Below are 19296 nucleotides of genomic sequence, written 5' to 3' on the forward strand. Positions count from 1 at the left end.
AAGTGGTTATTACGGCAATCGCAATTATAGCTGGACTAATATTGGTTTTTAGTTTGTTTAATCCCTTAATTGTTAAGCTTGGAATAAGAAATGTTTTTAGAAGATTTGGAAACACAATATTAATAATAATCGGATCCATGGTGGGAACGGCTCTAATAACGGGCTCACTTGTGCTTTCATTTTCGCTTGATAAAACCCTTTCGGGTGTTGTTATAAACCAGGTGGGAGAAAATGATGTTGTGCTTTCTGTAAAAAATCTTGGACTAAGTGAAGAGCTAATTGATGGAATAAATCAAGAAAAATATGATCAGCTTGCTGCACAGTTTAATACCGATGAGTACGACGGGTTTGTAGGAGCAATCGAGCTTGATGTTTCTCCCGCAAAGCTTGAAAACGGTGAACCTGCAATAAAAGCGTATAACTCAACGCTAATAGGAATCGAGCTTCCGGAACTTTCCGATTGGGGTTCGGAGTTTGATTTTCCTGATATTGTGCTTACGGGTTCTACTATTGCGGTTTCGGAGTCATTTGCAAAAAATACCGATGCCAAAGTGGGAGACCAATTACTGTTGTCATTTTTTGGTAACGAGACTACATTCGATATAGGTTCAATAATTCCGGAAAACGGAATTTTAAAGCATAACTCGTTTTGGGTTTCAAGAGAGTATGTTCAGGATCTACTTGGATATGAAAATGACATATACAACAGAATTTATCTTTCTGTTGCGGGTGGATTCGAGCCTAAAGACTATGATGGGGCAAAGGTAAAAACTGATGTAGAAAGTAAAATTGATGAACTTTCATGGGATACAGTTAAAGTTATTGTTGGTGAACGAAAAAGCGATGCACTCGACGGATATGGAGCAGGAGTTTTTGCCGATATGTTCTTGATTTTAAGTATGTTCGGAGTTCTGGCCGGAATTATTCTTTTGGTAAATATATTTGCAATGCTTGCAGATGAGCGAAAAACAGAACTTGGTATTTTAAGAGCTATTGCATTAACAAGGTCAAAATTGACTCTAATATTTGGGTATGAATCTATCATATATTCTTTCTTTTCTGCAATAGTAGGGATGTGTTTCGGAATTGGTGTAGGATATGTGATAATTGCATTCCTAAATCGGCTTATTTCAGGAATTGGTGGAATGGGTCGTATGGCCGGTTCCTTTACACTTGCCTTTGGATTTGATCATAATACAATTTTAACGGGATTTCTGGTCGGATTTCTAATAACAGTAGTAACTTCTTTTATACTTAGTGCCGGAATAAGTCGGCTTAATATTGTTGAGGCAATAAGAAAAATAAAACCCAGAGAAAAATTCAAGTTTAATGCTTGGGTAATACTTAAGCTTACCGGCTATTTCTTATTAACGGGTTCCGGAATTGGGTTAATTGGAATTTCTCAAAAGGCGCAGGCAATTTTTGATAGGCTAATCTCCGGGGAAATTCCCAACTTCCCGGAGCTTTCCGAAACAATGTTCACTAAAATGGTGCGACTTACCGAAGGTATGGGACTTTATTTCGGAATAATGATGGCTCTAATAGGTTTTACACTTATTGTAGACAATGTACTTAAATACATTTTTAAGAAGGATTTTGGAAAGCATGTTTTTATTGTTGCAGCAATTGCTTCTATTTTGTTTAATACGTTTATTGACAAGTTTCATGCAATCGGAGAGATTCTTGACTATACCGAGGGTGTAGTAATTTTCTTTTCAAATGGGCTTGCGTTGGTAGTATCAGCAACTATTGTTATTGCATTTAATTTTGACTTGATTGCAAAACTTGCAAGCTTTATTGTATCAAAATTTTCGCGGCTTAGAGCACTTGTAAACATAAGTTTTAGGTATCCCGGTATTCATATAAAGCGTACGGCATTAACAATGATTATGTTTGGAATTATAATATATCTCGTGGTTTTTATAGGACTTGTTCGTGCAACGGTAGCGGAAGAGTTGGATAAAGCAACAAGGGAAATATTAGGAGAATACTCGTTGTCAATCAATACCCAACCATTTATAACAGAGGCGGATCTTACAGAAATAGAGTCTACCGTTATATCAAATGAAGGTATTGAGCGAGCCGATTGGGTTCGAGGTCTTTCCGTAAGAATGATAGGTTATTCAGGGAAGGGGATGTCTGTAAGTACATCCGGGATGAGTATGGCTCCTACCGATGCAAAGTATAGGGAAGATTTCATTTCAGCTTTTCCTTATCAGTACTTAAGTTCGTTTGAAGCGGATTTTGAACAGATTCTAGATGGTTATTCAGAAGATCAAATTTGGCAACTTATCGACTCAGATCCTTCAAAAATTGTTCTTGGAATGGATTATTCGGAGAACTTTGCATATCCATCACCCGAGAAAATAAATGTGGGTGATAAATTTACAATTACCGATTCATTTGGTGAATTCCCGTGGGAAGTCGAAGTTGTCGGGATTTTAAAAGATAACAATAGAATTTCCGGCTCATCGAACTTTGGAATAATTGTCGGTTCATCCTTTTATAACGAAGTATTTAGTAAAGATATTTGGCTTAAATACGGATATAATCAGCTCCTGGTTAAAATTTCAGATGATGCTGAATTTGATAAGGTTGCTAATGGGGTTAACAGAACTTTAATAAAACTTCCTGTTAGTTCAATTACAAATATAGCCGATGTGCTTGTAAGTATACAATCCGTATACAACTCGATTATGTATTTGTTTCAGGGCTTTTTAGCCTTTAATCTTTTGGTAGGGTCGTCGGGACTGGCTATAATGACGGTTAGATCGGTACAGGAACGGAAGCAGCAAATAGGCATGTTGCGAGCACTTGGATTTGGACGAAGCGATATTCTTTTCATTTTCTTCATTGAGATATCTTTTGTTGCTATTAGTAGCATTGCTGTGGGGCTTTCTATGGGTGTTATCGGTGCTTTAAATGCATTTAAGGCAGCCTATGCTAATCAACCGGACATTTCTCCGGTATTTCCTAGGCTTGAGATTGCACTCGTTGTGATTGGTGTTTATTTGATTTCTATACTTTTATCCCTAAGACCGGCAATTAATGCCTCAAAACTTGAACCAGTGGAGGCAACTAATTATCCCGAATAAATTCATATATATAAATATGGCAAAAGACATACTTCGTGCAAAAAATGTATACAAAATATACGAGGAAGGGCGTGAAACAGAGGTTCGAGCACTTGACGGACTTTCATTGACTGTATTTGAGGGCGAAATTGTTGCAGTAATGGGTCCATCGGGATCAGGGAAAACTACGTTACTTAACTGCTTTTCAGGAATAGATAGTGCCACAAGGGGTGAGATTGTTATAGATGGGCAGGATATTCAAAAATTAAGTGATCGTAAAAAGACACTTTACAGGGCAAAAAAAATGGGATTTATATTTCAGTCGTTTAACCTTATTCCTGTTCTAACGGCGCTTGAAAACGTTGAATTACCGCTACTTGTTAATGGCGTACCAAAGGCTGAGGCAAGAGAGCGTGCAATTACAATTTTAAACCGAGTTGGACTTTCCGATAGGTTGGCACATACACCTAATGAGCTTTCGGGTGGTCAAAAACAGAGGGTTACTGTTGCAAGGGCGCTCGCTCACAAGCCTAGTATAGTTTGGGCCGACGAGCCTACTGGTAACCTTGATTCGCATACTGCCGATTCGGTAATGGAATTAATTTCTGAGCTTCAGAAGGAAAATAATGCAACCTTTGTACTTGTTACCCACGATGAAAAAATTGCCAAAAAGGCAGATAGAATTGTACGTCTAATGGATGGGAAAATTAAATAATATCAAATTGTAGGGGCGGGTTTATAACCTGCCCGACTTGTAATTTCCCAGCCTTGTCAAATTTCATTATTCTTTGTATATTGGAGTATCTAAGATTTTTTTACATTCATGGACAAAAAGAAGATTCTAATTATTGTTGCTGTGCTTGTGGCGGTGTTGCTACTTATTAGCTGCTCCTGCAGTGGTATTCTTATTTGGAAATGGAATGACCTTAAAGACTGGGTAGAAAGTCTTAGTGAAAAATCGGAAGATAATAATTCTCAAACGGAGGAAAATGATGATGAAGAAGATGCCGAAGAAGATGATGATAATTTGGTATACGGAACCTACGAAATAGTCGTCGATTCGACGTATGAAGACGAGGATGAATGGGATGATGTAAATTTCTGCACAATGGAAAACGAAATTCCTGAACTAACTCTACTTTTGGACGGGGGGGAAGTTTCGTCGGATAATATCGATGATATAAACCAAGAATTTGAGGCTTTGTTTACTGCAGAAGGTTTTTGTGAAGATGTACTAGATTCTAATTCCGATTATCCTTCCGGTGATCTTTATTTTGAGGGGTATTACGAGATTGGTTTAAATCAGTATCCTTTTGTAAGTATAGTCTACTACTCCTCAAGTTATACTGGTGGTGCACATGGCAGCAATATTGCCAAGGCAGCTACATTTAATGTTTTAACCGGTAATAGGCTTAATCTTTCCGACCTGTTTACCGACGATGGCTCAAATGATTGGGAAGAAGTCTTATGGACTGGTGTTAAAACTGTTACTCTTGATGAATGGGAGGGTTATCTTTATGAGGATACATTTTCCGGTCAAACAGAACCTCCTTCCGGTCAGATTTGGTATTTAACCGATGAGTATATTGGTTTCATCTGGAATGAATATGATATTGCGCCTTATGCTGCTGGCATGATTTATGTGGAAATTCCGTTTGACGCCGACTTTCTTGAAGATATTATTAAGTCGGGTGGTCCGATTGGGGTGCTTGTGGAGTAGGGGGAGGAGGTTCTCTGGGGGGACATAGGCTATTAGTATCGAATGGTTCTACTACATGGTCAACGCCGTTATCGTTTTCGTGGTGAACTTCTCTTATTATAAATCCTATTTGCCAACTGCGTCTACCTCTGTTGTGTGCCTCGAATATGTAAGCCGTGGGTTTTTCAATTGGTCCGGCGATTCCAAAAAAGTCTACTTCTATTACATCGAGTTGGGCTGTGTTTCTATTCATTAATGCTTCTATTGAGTCCGAACAAGTGAAAGCAACATCCTGAACTTTTAGCTCTGGTTCATTACCTTTTTTTGGAATTTATTGAGTGCATAAGTAATTGCAAGTTCAGCCGCATAATAAGGCGGGTGAACTCCTTGACGTTTTTCTAAATCTAAACGTCTTTCACCTAGATCGGGTTCTTGTGGTAGGGTATCTTCTGGTTCAGGATGGGAAACCTGTGCTTCCTGTGTCTGTCTTCTACCTTCAAACAATCTCCTCAGGACGTTCATTTCAATGTGGCGGCTTAGATTAATTAAACGCAGAATAAGTGATTATACCACCATCATCTAAACGGCACATTACAGTTTCTATTGAAATAAGCTTGAGATATAATTCATTACTTAGATAATATATTTTATGTAGCACACAAAAATGAAGAACATTACAAAAATAGACACTTTTCTTATGAATGCTTGGGGATGGTCATTTCTTTACGCATTTATCTTGGTTAACGACCTCGTGGCCTATTTAGTAATCGGGTCAATAGATTTGCATTTTAATATTTGGAATTCGAATCTGATATCATACATTCTTAGTTTTATTGTGGGTTATGGTATTACATTCTTGGCTATGTATACTTTAGGTAGCAGAGGGCTTATGAAATCAAAACTTTATGAAGTTAAAGATTTTAAGCTTGCAACCTTTGAAGGAATAAAATTTGCTGATGCTTTTAGTGGATTTCTCATCTGTAGTCTTGTCGCTTTATTTATAAGAATTGTTTGGGGCGTAGAAATTAGTGAAGATGTTGTTAATTCAGCAGGATATTACTCGTACGCAATTGCAGGGCTTTCTTATGTGTTTGGGATTACAACGGTTATTAATCTTTTTAGAAAGAATTTTTAACTTTACTGACCTACACGGGATCTACATAGTAAACGATTTTACCTTCAAAGGTTTTAACTTTATATCTGCCCGGAGAAACCTCTTTAAGCCAATCAACAGGTACCTTTCCATATCCGCCGGGTAGATCTAAAACGTATGTTGGAATTGCAATTCCCGAAAGGTTGCCTCGAAGTGATTTGTAGAGCTTAAGCCCGGTTTTTATTGAAACTCTAAAGTGATGAGTACCTTTGGCTTTGTCCAGATGGTGAAGGTAGTAGGGCTTTATGCCTATCTGAACTAGGTTGGTAAACAGCATAGGAAGTGTCTTAAGAGTATCGTTTACACCCTTAAGTAGTACTGTCTGGCTTAGCATAAGGATTCCAAAAGATTGAAGTTTTTTTGTAAGCGTAATTGTTTTTTTACTGATTTCTCTTGGATGGTTTACATGAACCACTATAATTACCTGTTTTTTCCGCTGAATTTTAGCAAGTTTAGCTATGACGCCTGCTGTTATTAGCTTTGGTGCTGCCACAGGGACGCGTGTATGAATTCGTACAAGCTTTACTGTGTTTTGTGCATTTAAGGTGGATAGATATGAAAATAAAGCGGGTAGATCAGCTAAAGGGTCGCCACCTGATAAAATTACCTCGTTAACTTCTTGATGTTTTGACAAATAGGCTTTCACTTTTTTAGGGTCGGTATGCGTGCTTTCTAAATTATGTTTTCTAAAGCAGAATCTACAATGAATCGCGCATTTATCTGTTGTAAGTAGAAGAATGCGATTTGGGTATCTGTGAATAAGTCCGGGAATAGGGGACTTAAAATTATCTCCGATAGGGTCGGTCAACTCGTATGGTTTAATATTGCGCTCGTGCTTGCTTGGTACAGCCATTAGTCTAAGTGGATCATTAGGATTGGTAGGATCAATAAGCGACGAATAGTGTTTAGGGATTAGTGGTTTCATACGCGGCGATTATATCACGCTCTTTGGGTTTGCAAATAAATAGGATATAATTACGCGTAATAGGAGAGGTGCCTGACCTTGCCATAGGCAGATCTGGCCCTAGTTTATGTTCTGGGAGAGGTGCCTGAGTGGTCGAAAGGACCGCTTTCGAAAAGCGGCGTCCCGCTTGTCGGGACCGTGGGTTCGAATCCCACCCTCTCCGGGTGGCACCCAAAGGGTGTCAGCCGGAGAGGGATGAAGTAGGAGAGCCCAGTGAAACGGGGGCGGAACGTACCATAAAGAAAATATCAGCACGTCTTGGCCGAAGGCCAAAATCCCACCCTCTCCGAGTGTGTGATTCTTCGCCACGGTATTCTGGTCAAATTCTTCCCGCAAGCCTAGGCTTTCGGGAAAGTTAGCCCCTTTATAGGTGTGCGGGCTGGGTTCCCTGTCTGCCGACAGGTAGAGAATCCCACCCTCTCCGCAGATGTGCTTTAGTATACAATATTTGACTTACCCATATTTGAAAAGGTAATATAGGCCAATATGAAAGAACCTACTATACAAACATAGGTTATACAAAGGGCCAAAAAAAGATTATTGATTGTGGGATTGGTAATACTTGGCTTGTTTGTAATATATGCAATTATTCCTAAAAGATGCGACGATTATGTGATTTTTACTGGGCATATTACTGGAGGTAGTGATGATTCTGGGTACATTTTAGTATGTGAATGTATTGGATATAAAATTCAAAGAAAATATGCTCCTACCGATAATTCTGGCACGTGCATTGGGATAATGTATCATAGGAAAGAATAAATGAACGAGGGGCAGGGGAACAAGCTGTGTTGGAAAAGTATTATCCTGATGCCCAAATTACTGCGATTGGCTTGTCTCATGCAGGGTCAGAGTTTTTAGTGATGTTTGATATTGCCAAATGGATTAAAGAAAATTTTGGGATCGAGGCTACGCCTTTTCCAGAGAAAAACTGGTGGAGGTAATACCATCATCTCAAAGGTTATTGCTTAATCGGTAATACATTCTAATATAACAAAGCTGATTACTATATTAGAGGGCTTTTGATATTTTCGGTGTCCAGCTGACTTAAGTTCTTTTTTCTAAAAGTGAAATACTTCTTGAGACCATTCACATAACTTTTTATTGTTCTGGGGCTGTAATCACGAATTTCGAGCTCTCGTATTGTTATATTCAGTTCTTTTTGCATAAAAATATGGTTATGATAAAATTAGGACAGTTAATTTAGTGTTATTATAGCAGGGTGGATTCGTATAGTATACGAATTTTCGTATAAATTACGAAAACACTTCGGATAGTAACGAGTTGTACGCAATTCAAAAAAAGAGGTTTATATGGATGAAAAAATAAAACAATACATTGAAAAACAGAAGCCTAAAGAAAGACAGCTTATTGAAGAAGCGAGAAAATTAATATATGAAACGATTCCGGAATGTGATGAGTTTTTTCAATGGGGTGTTTTATGTTACTCTAAAGGCAAAATTTATATTGCTGCAATGAAGGACAGAATCCATGTAGGTTTTTCAATTATTGGTTTATCAAAAGAAGAGGTGAAAATTTTTGAAGGTAGTGGAAAAACAGCCAGGCATATAAAAATATTTTCTGTTAATCAATTAGAAGAAAAAAATATTGCAGAATATGTTGAGATGGTTAATAAAAAAGCTGGTATACCTAGTTAACTTTTATTACCATTTTTTTTTGAACTGCGTACAACAGCGTGTAGCCGGTTCGGGCGGAGTACCTCTCTCTCCCAAATTGCCTCCGCGAGTACGCTCCGGCAACTTCGGCTACACGCGGAACGTTATGTGACATTTCGCGCACTGCCAAAAACGAAAAGGTTATAAATTTTGTTTTTTATATAGATACTATGACGAAAAAAAGACATCAAAATATTCCTGCTTCTTATCTAACATTGTTCAAAGATAACAAAATCTTACTTCTTCGGCGTTGTAATACTGGATATGAAGACGGCAATTACTCAATGGTTGCAGGACATGTTGATCCTTGCGAAACTTTTACTCAATGTATTATCAGAGAAGCAAAGGAAGAAGCAGGAATATTACTTAAACCTGAAGATTTGAAAGTTGTTCATGTAATGCACAGAAACTCTGGTACTGCTGAAAATAATGAAAGAGTTGATGTCTTTTTTATTGCTGAAAAATGGGGTGGTGAGATAGTAAACAAGGAACCTCACAAGTGCGATGATTTGTATTGGTTTGACTTGGATAGTATCCCAGAAAATGTCATCCCATATATCAAGCAAGCTATTGAAGGAATAAAAAATAAAATTTATTATAGTGAACATGGATGGCAGTGAGCGAAACGCTAAAGCCATGCTGCGCTCTCGTTCCGCTACGCTCCACTCGGGTCACATAACACGGGATAAAAGGTTTGGCACTCGGCTCGTGTCTCACCAAAATTTTGCTCCACTCCGTTCCGCAAAACTTTGTATAGTCGCGGCACATTGTGGCGAAATTCCGTTCATTAAAAACTGGTGGAGGTAATCAATGTGTTATAAGTCCATCTTAATGGCTGAGTTATCATACCCATCTTTAGTAGGCAAAACAATTAACGTTTCTGATCCTCGATATTAGGATATAACTACAGAGGTTCCTGTCTAATTGTGTTTGTATCTTATCGTTACTTTTTACTTTTACGTAATTTCTGCTATTATTTGTATATAATTAGCTAACGTAATCCATGATTAAGTCCAACCTAATAGCCCCATGCGGAATGAACTGTGCCTTATGTCTTGGGTATATCCGTGAAAAGAACCGTTGTGCAGGTTGTAGGGGAGACGAAAAGGGCATGCCAACGTATTGTGGAACCTGTAAAATGAAGGAGTGTGCAAAGGCAAAAGGATTTAAATACTGCTTTGAGTGTGATAAATATCCCTGTATGCTGGTAAAACATGTAGACAAGCGATACAGAACTCGTTATGGCATGAGCATGATAGAAAACCTAGACTTTATTAAAGCCCACGGAATTAGGGCATTTGTCAAAAAAGAAAAGGCCAGGTGGACGTGCAAATCCTGTGGAGCCATGCTTTGTGTTCATAGGCCAGTTTGTTTAAACTGTGGGGCGCAAAGGAATCCGCCGATGCCAGTTCCAACAAAGACAAGATCAAAGTAAACAATATCTTAACGGCTTTACTTGTTACCAACTTTAATCGGTTCGCGTATAATCTATTAAGATAAGTTTTGTATTTTATCTTTATAAGAATTCTATTCAAGAGGAGAAAGGTTAAAAGATTTCTCATAATTTTCTTGTCAATGGTTACACTTATTTCCATTTTGGTGGGAGTTATTTATTTCTTTTCATTTTGGTCGTGTGGTATGGATGATATGCAGAGGATATATTCTTGGCAGAAGTTTATTATCCCAAGTGTATTAAGAAATGCACCTGAAAGCGAAACTATTAGTTGTTCTTGTGGTTATTATCCGAGTTGTGGAATTTTTGTTAAACATAATGAAACAACAGAAAAAAATTTGGCTGATCTTATGCAGGATAATATCGTTTATTTTGAAAGTAATGGATACTATCTCACGATAGAGAGTTACTCTGGTGATGAACTTTATTGTAAGGAAGGTTCATCAAAACTTGATTGTTTTCAGATGGTCAGTTATGAAAAGGATAATGCGACAATCCTAGCCGTTACATTTTATGACAGGTAGTTATTTGTCGTTTGGTTTCTTTCGCAACTTTGGGAACAGGTCCTGGAACATTGTAATTTGAGGTACTAAAGAAAAATTCGAGATTGAGCGACTCCGATCGGTTCGCGTATAATCTATTAAGATAAGTTTTAATAACAAAGTTTGGAAATTATAGTCTCTCCTGGAGAAATAGCCTATTGCTATCATGGAAGTGAATATTCGGATAATGGTGATCGTAATGATTGTTTCAAGGTTGAGCATCTAGGATCTGATCGTTTAATTGTAACATTTTACAACAGGTGGTAGTGTTTGATATTAGAAAAACAACAATTTGGCTGCTTTTGGTAAATGCAGCCTTCTGGCTTGTATATGCAATCTACTTTTCATTCCTTTGGTTTTGGGGAAGACCAGAGTATCTGATAATAAAGATACTACTTTTTATGGAACCAATTTTATATGTAGGTTCGCTCTGGGGGTTTGTAAAGAGAAACAGGTATATATATATGTTCAGTATTATTTGTGTTTGCTAACACAATATTGTCAATAACAGATCAGTTTGGAATTTTAGACCTTCTATCCTTAGGGATAAGTTTTGTGTGTTTGGTTGGGCTATTGGCGAACTGGGCTCAAATATTCAAGAAAAAACCTTAGAGCACTTTAATCACATAGTACCAATAGACAGCATTCAAAAAATATATTACACTTGGGGTAGATAATAAATTAAAAAATCCCAGACAGATGAAGTTTTCAATCAAAACCACGGACATCGCAAAATACATGGCAAATATCGGGAGACTGGTTGATCCTAAACCGTCCATACCTGTTTTGGGGAATATCCTTATAAATGCATCAAAAGATGGAGTAATGTTTACTGCTTCAAATCTTGAACTTAGCATGCAGGTTACCCTAAAGGCCGATGTATCCGATACTGGAGTAACAACCGTTCCGGCAAGGACTTTTTCGGAATTTATTCTATCGATACCCGAAGATGAGATAGAAGTAAGTACCGATGGCAAACTTTTACATGTAAAAACCAAGAAAACTCAAGCACAGTTTAATACAGTTGAACCGGAAGATTTTCCCGAAGTTCCTAAACCCAACGGTGATGCCGAATTTGTAATTAGTACAAAAGAACTTGCAAAGGCGCTTTTGTATGTAACATTTGCCGCAGGCAATGACGGCACGAGCCCGGTTTTTCGTGGGGTCTGCTTTGACAAAGCCGAAAAGGGACTATCCCTTGTTGCGTCTGACGGATATAGGCTATCGCAATACTTTGTTAAAGGAGTCGACAAAATAGATTCACTTCCCTGGATTGTTCCTGTAAAACCACTTAGAGAAATTGAAAAACTTATTGCAGGGGCCGAAGATGACAAAGATCTTATAAAGTTCTATCTGGTAGGTGACAAAAAGCAACTATTAATTTCTTATGACGGAATAACTATTGTAAGTAGATTAATTGAAGGCGAGTACCCCGATTACAAGTCGGTTATACCTGCAGATTCACATACAACAGCTGAGTTTGACTATGAGACCTTTAAAGATGCTTTAAAGCAAACTAACATTTTTGCAAGAGACATTCCGGGAAATAAAACTCTACTGTCGTTTGATAGTAAGGGCAACAAAGTCTCGCTTGAAGCAACTTTGGTTGAAGTTGGAAGTAACAAATCTGAATTAACAGGTAAAGTTTCCGGAAACGATCTGAAAATTATTTTTAGTTCAAAGTCATTAACAGAACTATTTAATACAATAAAGGCAGAACAGATCCTATTTGAGGGGGAAGGACCTGAAGCTGCCGGTGTGTTTAAAGTTCCTGAAGAAGAAAACTTTTTACACATAATCATGCCGATGAGCATGAACTAAACGGAAGAGGTAGTGGATAGGGATCGGACTTTATGTTTTTTAAGTCGCACTGATATCCTCGTCTATATAAACCGTTTATTGTTATTGGAATGTTGTTTGCCTTAAGCTTCTTCCGAATTTTACTTACGGTAACGTGTAGGCAGGCTGTTGAAATATAACCACGAGTGCTTTTTATCTGAGTAAGAAGTTCAAGTTTTGTAACCGGACGGTCTTCGTTAAATAATATATATTCGAGGATGGAGTACTCGAGTTGAGTAAAATTGATGACTTTGTCTTTAACCGTTAGCAAATTTAACGAAGGGTTTAGAGAAATTTGTGCTCCAAGAATCTGGTTAAATCGTCTTTTGTTTAGCTGTGTTTTGTAAAAAAGGATCTTTTGAAAGAAAAGATCCATATGAAACGGTAAGTAAAACTTTTCACTTAGAATTGAATCGAATCTTGATCCTGTCGTATTTTGCGAAATCATGGTGCCATAGATTCCAAGAATATAGCTTTGGGTATTAATTCGGCGAATGATCTTTTCGGAAAGATTTGTTCGCATGTCTATAATGAAAATACCTTCTACTGTTGGTATATATGCTTCGGGCTTAATCTCTATAGGTGTGGATACAAGTTCAAGTTGATTAAAAATAATTTTCCTAAGGCTTTCCGAGGGTGTGTAAATAAATGTTTTAACCATGCTTTTCCAATCCAATATTCTTCTGGTATTATTGTAAATGGTTACAGCATAAATTTTAAAGAGTTGAAATTCGCAAAATGTTATTTTTAAGGGTGTTACTAGGAATAATCATAAGTGAAATCGCGATTTTCATTTATATAATTAGTAACAAGGTTCTATTGCCGTACACTCCGTATGGTAAACTAAGCATTCCAACTGTAGTTTTACTGATATTTTTACTATCATCCTTTATTGTTAGTTTGGGAACTTTACTTGGGTATTTTAGTAGTCGGTATTTTTTACACAAAAGCCAGGCGTTTCCCAATCCTAGACCATATATATGGGCACTTATTGCAGGAACGCTTGTTCTTTCGGGGATTTGGTTATTTCTTGTTCTTAGGAACTTGAGTTAAAGCCTTGTGATCAAGATCGGGTTGTTTCTCGGGATTTATTGTGTTTTCCTCGAGGGGAACGTATTTTCCGTCAATCCAAATATCGAGGAAATTCTGACGCTTGTTTAGCTGGTATTTTAAGTAATCTGATAAAATCCCATGAATTTTGTCGGCTTCTTTAGCCTCGCCTATTAGCAGAATAAATCTGCGCGGGAAGTTAATGTTTGTTGAAACATTAAGGACATACATACCGTCAATAACCGTAAACCAATAATCTCTAAGTTTGTCCCACTCGTAGAGGCGATCGATTGAATAAATTCCGACTGTGGTTAATTTGTGTTTTACGGAATCAGGCGGGACGCTCCACATTACAAAAACAAGGAAAACTACGGCTATAACAACTGCAATTAGCATATACTGGCGGACTATAAAGAATAAGGCTGTAATCGAAAGTGCAAGAACTATAACCATAATATAATCCTGTTTGTGGTGCTTTTTGTATACTCGCATGGGAGAGGTCCACTCCAGAAACACGGAGTATTTTTCGGATTTGTTAGAATCTGTCATATAAAAAGGATATCACAATTTTTTTAAGGTAAACCTACACATTTTAGGTTACGTCTACGATTTTGATTACACTGGCAGGACAGGCAGCCGCAATTTTTTCAAGAAGTGTTTTTTCTTCCTCTGTAGTTGCCACAGCTCCTGTCGATTTCATAAGTCCGTCATCACCAATTTTTAGGTATTTTTCGGCACCTTCTACGGCAAGACAGGCCTGGCAACCTAAGCATTCAAGTGAGACTTCAAGTGTTTTTTTCATTTTGAGTTTGTGGCATGAAGTTATTTATGTTGCATAATATTACATTTACGGACGTTGCGCAAGTTGCGCAATGTTTGTGATGATTTATAACAAGCCATAACCATGTAGTAGGGACAGGTCTAGACCGACACGGTTGCGTAGACATGTTGGTGAATGGGAGTTTTGGCGAATGGGGGTGCGGGTGTATGCAAGCTGTGTCTCTATCGAATCTTTTTTTTGTAGTCATACGTAAAATATGGGTTATTTAGACCTTCGCTGTGTCATTCCAAATACTACGTATATTAACAGTTTTTATATGTGGGTGTCGGTCTAGACCTGTCCCTACTACGATGAAGATGAAGATGTAAACAACGACATGTGAAGATTGATTGAATCGTCAAAATATTGTATCATTCTCCATTGGGCTCTTGAGTTTTGTTTAGGGCGAGTAGCTCAGCTGGTTAGAGCATTCGGTTTACATCCGAAGGGTCACGGGTTCAAATCCTGTCTCGCCCACCATAAACAAACGCTAGATTTCCTCAAACTTTGTCACTGTGTAAGTTTTAACGATTAAATTGCCACTTTCCCATTCGTTGGGGTCTAACCCTGCTTTTGCACAAAGGTATGATAGAAACTCGGAAGGATTCGCTAACTCTTCCCAAACCTGAGGTAAAAATGTTGCAGTGTAATATCCTTTTTCAATTACAACTCCGGGTCTTTTGTTTTCAAGTAAGTGCAAAAGATCTTTCGTATCCTTATATTCCAGCAGGGTCGGTTGAGTCAAAATAGAAATTTCTATTTTGGTTTTATCAAGCTCTTGTTTTGTTAGTGGCGAAAACCTTGTGTCTTCAAATGCTGCGGAGTAGGCGTTTTCGGCAACATCTTGATACATCGGTTGCACTGCGGTTAGCTTTCCAATACAGCCCCTTAGTTCACCCTTTTGGGTTAGGGTAACAAAAGTTGCAGCTAGGCCTTGCGTTGCAATAGGCACCAAAGTTTGGTCGATTTGCGGTTTATAATTTCCAGGAAATGCAGACTTAATAGTACCTCGAGCCAGATTTAGCAAAAATTTTTTGTCGGATTCGCTAAGTTTTGTTCTCATTTATTTGTAAAAACCAATTGAACAGTATCCTACAACGGCACCTTTGTCATTTGTGACGTCGCCGGAATTTTCATATTTTAAAAGTGTTGTTTTCCAGCCTAAAATTTTTGCAAGCGATAAAAGAATATTAATTCCATCAATTCCGCAAGCTTGCTCGTGATTTGTAATGTAATCGTTATTCATGATTTGAGAGATTGTCTTCTTGTCGAGATCAATTGCTGTTTCATACGAAAGATAGTGGCTTAGATCGGTGCTAACAATGATTAGAGTATCATCGGTTAGATAGTTTTTTATATGTACCGCAATGTCCTTGATATCGTTTAAGGTTAATGAATTTCCTGTAAGTATGGGTGTAAATTTAAAGTTTTTTAGGACTGTCTGTAAAAACGGAAGTTGTACTTCAACGGAATGCTCTGCCTCATGCGCATTGTCTTGATAAGAAAATCCCGGGTTTGTTTCAAGCTTTTGAGTTAGGGAATCTTGTGTAATTTCACCCAGTGGGGTTTTCCATGTAGCTATCGATGAAAGTCCAACTCCCCAAAATCCTGTAGAATGTGATAGTCCGATTACGACAACTGTTTTAAATTTGTTCTCGTTGTTCTTTACCTCAGCGTAGCCATGTGCCGCTACCTTACCCGAGTATATGTATCCGGCATGGGGAACAATTAATGCCTTTAGTTTTCCTTTTGGAATTTGTGGGGTTAAGCCATTAAGAAATTTGTCAATTATTGCAGATAGCTCAAATGCGGTATCGGGATAAAAGCTTCCTGAACATTTAGCTTTTCTTTTATTCATTTCCATACTCCTTCGATTTTTTCTCTGCATTTAGCGCATCTTCCGTTTTTTAAGTCTTTTACTGTAGTGAGTGTCCAATCTCTTTCAATAAGAAGTGCTTTGCATTTTGGACAGTACGTGCTTTGGGTGGATTTATCAAGTGTGTTTCCGGTATATACATATTTAAGTCCGACCTCTTTACCAATTCTGTATGCCCTAAGTAGTGTTTCTTTGGGGGTAGACGGAGTGTTCATCATTTTGTATGATGGTGTAAATCCGGATATGTGCCAAGGAATCGATGATGAAACTGACTTTATAAACCTTGCCATTTCTTTAACTTCCTTATCTGAGTCATTTTTCCCTGGTATAAGAAGTGAAGTTACTTCAACCCAGACTCCATTTTGGTAATACCTTTCGATGTTTTCAAGTACGGGTTTAAGGCTTCCTTTACAGATTTTTCTATAGAACTCATTTGAAAATGATTTTAAGTCAATGTTTATTCCATCAAGGTAGGGTGAGATTTTATCTATTGCTGCTTTGGATGCATACCCATTTGATACGAACACATTTTTAATGCCTTTGGCTTTTGCAAGTATTGCTGTATCGTAGGCAAATTCAAAAAATACAACAGGCTCGTTATATGTATATGCGATTGTTGGAATTTTTTCTTTAACACAGGTAGTTATAAGCTCCTCTGATGAAATGTCTTTCAAAAGAGGATGGTTCACTTCTTTATCTTTTCCGATCTGTGAAATCCAATCGTTTTGGCAAAAGTCACACCCGAAATTGCATCCAATCGTACCAACAGACAAGGCATAACTTCCCGGTAGAAAGTGAAAAAAAGGTTTTTTCTCAATGGGATCAAGTCCGACTCCTGACGTTTTGTCATATACAGTGGAGTAAAGTGTTCCATTGATATTCTTTCTTACACCGCAAATTCCTAAGCAATTAAGGGCAATTTTACAAAAGTGGTTGCAAAGCTGACACTGCACAACTTTAGAATCGAGCTGTTTTTGAAACATTGCTTTCTTCATTAATCTAGGGTAACCAAATTGCGCCGTAAATGCAAGTCTACTTGTTGAGATTTGTGTATAATATAGATATTAAGTTAACCCAAAGGCGCATGGCAAAACTAATATCAATAAACCCTTCCACGCTAGAAGAAGTAGGAAGTGTTAACGTAAGCGGAGTTAGTGATATAAACCGATCGGTAAGCCTTGCAAAAGAAACATTTATAACCTGGAAAGAGCTATCTCTATCGGATCGTATAGTTGCAGTTAAGTCTCTGGTTATAAAATTTAAGGAGTATAAAAAGGAGTTAGCCGAAACGGCCGCAGCCGAGATGGGAATGCCAATAAGGACGGCACTTGCAGATGTTGATGATGCCGTATTTTTTATAACTGAATATTGTAAGAGTGCCAAAATTCACCTGTGTCCAAAAGTTATTTCCAGTCCCGAAGGAACCGTTTTAACTGAGTATAGAGAGCCTTGGGGTGTTGTAGCGGCAATTATTCCTTGGAATTATCCTGTTGGTAATTTTATTTGGGCTTGTATGCAAGCCGTTATTGCAGGGAATACCGTGGTTGTTAAGCACTCCGAATTAGTCTCGGTTTTCTCAACCTTACTTGCGAAAGTAGTTGCTGAATCAAAAATTCCCGAAGGTGTAATAAATTTTATATATGGTGATGGAAAGACAGGTGATCAACTTACAAGTCAAGAAATTGACATGATTATGTTTACAGGAAGTACAGCCGTGGGAATGTATCTAGCGGAGAAAGCTGCCAAAAAGTTTATTCCAATCGGACTTGAGCTGGGTGGCTCGGCCCCAGGTATTGTTTTTAAAGACGCAGCGCTCGATTCGGCGGTGGAAAATATCGTTTCAAACAGGCTTACAAATAGCGGCCAGGTCTGCGACGGACTAAAGCGGCTTCTGGTACACGAGAGTGTATGGGACAAAGTTGTAGGTGAACTTACTTTGGCATTTTCTCAAAAACGAGTAGGTAATGCACTTGATAAAAACACTGAAATAGGACCGCTTGTATCGGAAACTCAATATAACTTGGCGGTCGATCAGTTAAACGATGCAATCAAAAAGGGCGCACAAATAGCAATTGGCGGACCAGACTACGACAGAGACGGCTTTTTCTTTAAGCCGACCCTTGTTACAAATATAAAACCCAATATGCGAATTTGGCAGGAAGAAGTATTTGCTCCAATACTGCCGGTTGTGCCATTTTCTACAGTAGAGGAAGCCATAGCTTTAGCAAACGATACACTGTATGGGCTTGGAGCCTATGTTTATACAAAAGACAAAGTTACTGCCGAACAGGTCGCCTCAAAAATTGAATCGGGTATGGTTAGCATAAACGGAGTAGGCTATATCTCGCCCGACTCTCCGTTTGGTGGATATAAAGCATCCGGGCTTTCAGCAAGAGAGCATGGTAAGTATGGGTTTGAGCACGTGACTCAAACCAAGGTTGTTGCAAAGCCCAAAAGATTATGACCGCAAAGTACATAACAGCTTTGCAAAGAGTAGATGAGATAATCCAAGTACTTTCCCAAAAGTATCCTAATCCGCAGATACCGCTTATTCATTCTAATATTTTTGAGCTGTTAGTAGCTGTTTTGCTGTCTGCTCAAATGCAGGATTTAAGATTAAACAAAGTTCTTCCTACACTTTTTAAGAGATATCCAGATGCCAAGTCGCTTGCTAGTGCTGATCGCGATGAGTTGGAAAATATTATTAGATCAGTGAATTATTACAAAACCAAGTCTAGTCACTTGATTGCAACAGGTAAAATTCTTTTTGAAAAACATAAAGGTAAAGTTCCAAGTACAATGAATGAATTGTTAACACTTCCAGGGATAGGGCGTAAGAGTGCGAATGTAATACTAAATGAAGGGTTCTACAAGCCCGTTGGAATTGTTGTTGATACTCATGTAATTAGGGTTTCGAACAGATTGGATTTGTCAAATGCACATAGTGCCGAAAAGGTTGAAAAAGATCTTGTAAAAATTGTTCCCAAAATGTACTGGCGTGAGTTTTCGTTGTGGCTGATTTTTCATGGACGCAACACCTGTTTTGCAAGAAAACCATTGTGTAAAAAATGTGAGTTTAAGGATTGGTGCCCGGCTGCTATTTAAAACAGTTTTAATACCGATCACTATTCCCTTACCCGGTGTGCTATA

General features: G+C 38.1%; 21 protein-coding genes and 2 tRNA genes. 14 read left to right on the top strand and 9 right to left on the bottom strand.

What is annotated here, in order from left to right; translation table 11 throughout:
• Nucleotides 1-2 precede the first annotated feature (2 nt).
• The 3 genes from JW962_04105 to JW962_04115 all read left to right on the top strand — a co-directional run bounded on the left by JW962_04105 (nucleotide 3) and on the right by JW962_04115 (nucleotide 4794).
• Nucleotides 3-3095: an ABC transporter permease gene (locus tag JW962_04105; protein ID MBN1374485.1), complete on the top strand. Its 3093-nt coding sequence runs from the start codon at nucleotides 3-5 to the stop codon at nucleotides 3093-3095.
• A gap of 16 nt (nucleotides 3096-3111) precedes the next feature.
• Entirely contained in the window at nucleotides 3112-3789 is a 678-nt protein-coding gene (locus JW962_04110; GenBank protein MBN1374486.1) for an ABC transporter ATP-binding protein, read from the top strand.
• Nucleotides 3790-3897: 108 nt separating this feature from the next.
• Nucleotides 3898-4794: a DUF3298 domain-containing protein gene (locus tag JW962_04115; protein ID MBN1374487.1), complete on the top strand. Its 897-nt coding sequence runs from the start codon at nucleotides 3898-3900 to the stop codon at nucleotides 4792-4794.
• On the opposite strand, the gene JW962_04120 is transcribed toward JW962_04115, so the two are convergent.
• Both JW962_04120 and JW962_04125 read right to left on the bottom strand, forming a co-directional pair.
• The gene (locus JW962_04120; protein ID MBN1374488.1) at nucleotides 4757-5026 is read right to left on the bottom strand and encodes a hypothetical protein; all 270 of its coding nucleotides are present in this window, start codon (nucleotides 5024-5026) and stop codon (nucleotides 4757-4759) included. The two genes, JW962_04115 and JW962_04120, sit on opposite strands and share 38 nt — an antisense overlap.
• A gap of 47 nt (nucleotides 5027-5073) precedes the next feature.
• Nucleotides 5074-5295 carry a hypothetical protein gene (locus tag JW962_04125; protein MBN1374489.1) on the bottom strand — a complete coding sequence of 74 codons (222 nt, stop codon included), beginning with the start codon at nucleotides 5293-5295 and terminating at the stop codon, nucleotides 5074-5076.
• Between the two features lie 142 nt (nucleotides 5296-5437).
• Here JW962_04125 and JW962_04130 point away from each other — a divergent pair, with 142 nt between their 5' ends.
• Nucleotides 5438-5908: a hypothetical protein gene (locus JW962_04130; protein MBN1374490.1), complete on the top strand. Its 471-nt coding sequence runs from the start codon at nucleotides 5438-5440 to the stop codon at nucleotides 5906-5908.
• Nucleotides 5909-5918: 10 nt separating this feature from the next.
• Here JW962_04130 and JW962_04135 read toward each other — a convergent pair whose 3' ends face one another.
• Complete coding sequence (locus tag JW962_04135; protein MBN1374491.1) at nucleotides 5919-6851, bottom strand: KamA family radical SAM protein; 933 nt, start codon at nucleotides 6849-6851, stop codon at nucleotides 5919-5921.
• Between the two features lie 114 nt (nucleotides 6852-6965).
• On the opposite strand from JW962_04135, the gene JW962_04140 reads away from it, so the two are divergent.
• From JW962_04140 to dnaN, 7 genes are all read left to right on the top strand, one after another.
• A tRNA-Ser gene (locus JW962_04140) sits at nucleotides 6966-7053 on the top strand.
• Between the two features lie 383 nt (nucleotides 7054-7436).
• The gene (locus JW962_04145; GenBank protein MBN1374492.1) at nucleotides 7437-7652 is read left to right on the top strand and encodes a hypothetical protein; all 216 of its coding nucleotides are present in this window, start codon (nucleotides 7437-7439) and stop codon (nucleotides 7650-7652) included.
• Nucleotides 7653-8203: 551 nt separating this feature from the next.
• Nucleotides 8204-8548: a DUF1801 domain-containing protein gene (locus tag JW962_04150; GenBank protein ID MBN1374493.1), complete on the top strand. Its 345-nt coding sequence runs from the start codon at nucleotides 8204-8206 to the stop codon at nucleotides 8546-8548.
• Between the two features lie 188 nt (nucleotides 8549-8736).
• The gene (locus tag JW962_04155; GenBank protein MBN1374494.1) at nucleotides 8737-9186 is read left to right on the top strand and encodes an NUDIX domain-containing protein; all 450 of its coding nucleotides are present in this window, start codon (nucleotides 8737-8739) and stop codon (nucleotides 9184-9186) included.
• A gap of 383 nt (nucleotides 9187-9569) precedes the next feature.
• Entirely contained in the window at nucleotides 9570-10001 is a 432-nt protein-coding gene (locus JW962_04160; protein MBN1374495.1) for a DUF3795 domain-containing protein, read from the top strand.
• Between the two features lie 203 nt (nucleotides 10002-10204).
• The gene (locus JW962_04165) at nucleotides 10205-10543 is read left to right on the top strand and encodes a hypothetical protein (GenBank protein ID MBN1374496.1); all 339 of its coding nucleotides are present in this window, start codon (nucleotides 10205-10207) and stop codon (nucleotides 10541-10543) included.
• Between the two features lie 717 nt (nucleotides 10544-11260).
• Nucleotides 11261-12382 (top strand): DNA polymerase III subunit beta, encoded by a 1122-nt coding sequence (gene dnaN / locus JW962_04170; GenBank protein ID MBN1374497.1) that lies wholly within the window; start codon nucleotides 11261-11263, stop codon nucleotides 12380-12382.
• On the opposite strand, the gene JW962_04175 is transcribed toward dnaN, so the two are convergent.
• The 3 genes from JW962_04175 to JW962_04185 all read right to left on the bottom strand — a co-directional run bounded on the left by JW962_04175 (nucleotide 12360) and on the right by JW962_04185 (nucleotide 14252).
• The gene (locus tag JW962_04175; protein MBN1374498.1) at nucleotides 12360-13061 is read right to left on the bottom strand and encodes a winged helix-turn-helix transcriptional regulator; all 702 of its coding nucleotides are present in this window, start codon (nucleotides 13059-13061) and stop codon (nucleotides 12360-12362) included. The two genes, dnaN and JW962_04175, sit on opposite strands and share 23 nt — an antisense overlap.
• Before the next feature lie 362 nt (nucleotides 13062-13423).
• Nucleotides 13424-13999, bottom strand: coding sequence for a hypothetical protein (locus JW962_04180; GenBank protein MBN1374499.1), 576 nt, complete (start codon nucleotides 13997-13999; stop codon nucleotides 13424-13426).
• Nucleotides 14000-14042: 43 nt separating this feature from the next.
• Complete coding sequence (locus tag JW962_04185; GenBank protein MBN1374500.1) at nucleotides 14043-14252, bottom strand: hypothetical protein; 210 nt, start codon at nucleotides 14250-14252, stop codon at nucleotides 14043-14045.
• Between the two features lie 421 nt (nucleotides 14253-14673).
• On the opposite strand from JW962_04185, the gene JW962_04190 reads away from it, so the two are divergent.
• Nucleotides 14674-14750 (top strand) — tRNA-Val (locus tag JW962_04190).
• A 10-nt stretch (nucleotides 14751-14760) separates the two neighbouring features.
• Here the strand turns inward: JW962_04190 and amrA are convergent.
• From amrA to amrS, 3 genes are read right to left on the bottom strand one after another with little or no spacing between them, the layout of a single operon-like run.
• Nucleotides 14761-15333: an AmmeMemoRadiSam system protein A gene (gene amrA / locus JW962_04195; protein MBN1374501.1), complete on the bottom strand. Its 573-nt coding sequence runs from the start codon at nucleotides 15331-15333 to the stop codon at nucleotides 14761-14763.
• Complete coding sequence (gene amrB, locus JW962_04200) at nucleotides 15334-16128, bottom strand: AmmeMemoRadiSam system protein B (protein ID MBN1374502.1); 795 nt, start codon at nucleotides 16126-16128, stop codon at nucleotides 15334-15336.
• The gene (gene amrS, locus JW962_04205) at nucleotides 16125-17141 is read right to left on the bottom strand and encodes an AmmeMemoRadiSam system radical SAM enzyme (GenBank protein MBN1374503.1); all 1017 of its coding nucleotides are present in this window, start codon (nucleotides 17139-17141) and stop codon (nucleotides 16125-16127) included. The genes amrB and amrS overlap by 4 nt, the downstream gene beginning before the upstream one ends.
• 89 nt (nucleotides 17142-17230) lie before the next feature.
• Here amrS and JW962_04210 point away from each other — a divergent pair, with 89 nt between their 5' ends.
• Nucleotides 17231-18610, top strand: coding sequence for an aldehyde dehydrogenase (locus JW962_04210; GenBank protein MBN1374504.1), 1380 nt, complete (start codon nucleotides 17231-17233; stop codon nucleotides 18608-18610).
• Nucleotides 18607-19251 carry an endonuclease III gene (gene nth / locus JW962_04215; protein MBN1374505.1) on the top strand — a complete coding sequence of 215 codons (645 nt, stop codon included), beginning with the start codon at nucleotides 18607-18609 and terminating at the stop codon, nucleotides 19249-19251. The genes JW962_04210 and nth overlap by 4 nt, the downstream gene beginning before the upstream one ends.
• Nucleotides 19252-19296: the final 45 nt, after the last annotated feature.

The organism is Candidatus Dojkabacteria bacterium (assembly GCA_016927995.1).
In the GTDB taxonomy this organism is placed as follows: Bacteria; Patescibacteriota; Dojkabacteria; order JAFGLO01; family JAFGLO01; genus JAFGLO01.